General features: G+C 50.6%; 2 protein-coding genes and 1 pseudogene. All 3 read left to right on the forward strand.

From position 1 onward, the window contains the following. The first annotated feature begins 11 nt into the window (after positions 1-11). Positions 12-176 (forward strand): cbb3-type cytochrome oxidase assembly protein CcoS, encoded by a 165-nt coding sequence (gene ccoS, locus ACRC27_RS12725; RefSeq protein WP_438640040.1) that lies wholly within the window; start codon positions 12-14, stop codon positions 174-176. After that, complete coding sequence (locus ACRC27_RS12730; RefSeq protein ID WP_106910576.1) at positions 173-856, forward strand: sulfite exporter TauE/SafE family protein; 684 nt, start codon at positions 173-175, stop codon at positions 854-856. Before ccoS ends, ACRC27_RS12730 begins: the two co-directional genes overlap by 4 nt. Before the next feature lie 65 nt (positions 857-921). Continuing rightward, positions 922-1121: pseudogene (locus ACRC27_RS12735) on the forward strand (transcriptional regulator FNR); the annotation flags it as partial.

A 1121-nucleotide genomic window follows, 5' to 3' on the forward strand; every position in this document is an offset into this window, starting at 1 on the left:
TGGCAGTACTGGTGTTTCTGTGGGCGGTGAAATCTGAGCAATTTGAAGATTTAAATCGCCAAGGGATGCAAATTTTGTTTGAGGAAGATGAGCAGCCTAGCGCTGCACGTCCGGCAGCTAACAAGCCTGATAGCAAAACACAAACTAAAAACCCAGATCAGGGGCCATTAGCATGATCACATTGAGTGCCACCGGAGCAGTATTGGTCGGCTTAGCTGGCGCAGGCCACTGCTTAGGCATGTGCGGAGGCGTAGCCGCCGCCTTGACCTTTGCTTTACCGGATCAAAACTCGCTCTGGCGTAAAACGGGCTATCTGTTGCTGTACAATATCGGCCGTATTTTGGCTTATGCCTTAGCAGGCTTACTGCTCGGCGGGCTCTTTGCCTCACTGGCCGACCTCGCCGCCGGCAAAACCTTATTGCTGGTTTTGCGCCTACTGGCCGCCGTGATGATGATTGCACTTGGTCTGTACATGGGGCAATGGTGGTTTGGGCTACAACGTTTTGAAGCCCTCGGCCAACATGTGTGGAAACGCGTTAAGCCGCTGGCTCAAGCGATGATCCCACTGAAAAATCCATTTATGGCGTTACCCCTTGGCTTTGTCTGGGGCTGGCTGCCGTGTGGATTGGTGTACTCCACTCTTACGTGGGCATCCGCATCCGGCAGTGCGCTGTCGGGCGCGGCCATCATGTTGGGCTTTGGTCTGGGCACCTTACCGGCTATGTTAGTGGTCGGACAAGCTGCTTCCCAGCTGCGAAATTTTCTCTCGGGGATGCTATTTAAACGCACATCTGCCGTGCTACTTTTGTTATATGGCGCACAAACTGCGTATATCGCTATTCAGCAGTTGACATAGTTAACAATTCTGCGCTTAAACATGGTAAAATTGACCCATATCAATGTCAGGTAGTGTTATACGTTATGATCCCAGAGAAAAAGACGATACGACGCATTCAATCCGGTGGCTGTGCCATCCACTGTCAGGACTGCAGCATCAGTCAGTTATGTATTCCTTTCACGCTGAATGAAAGCGAACTGGATCAGCTCGATAACATTATTGAACGCAAGAAACCGATTCAAAAAGGTCAGGCGCTGTTCAAAGCAGGTGATGAGCTTAAATC

It is taken from the genome of Plesiomonas sp. (genome assembly GCF_051650925.1).
In the GTDB taxonomy this organism is placed as follows: Bacteria; Pseudomonadota; Gammaproteobacteria; order Enterobacterales; family CAMTGL01; genus Plesiomonas.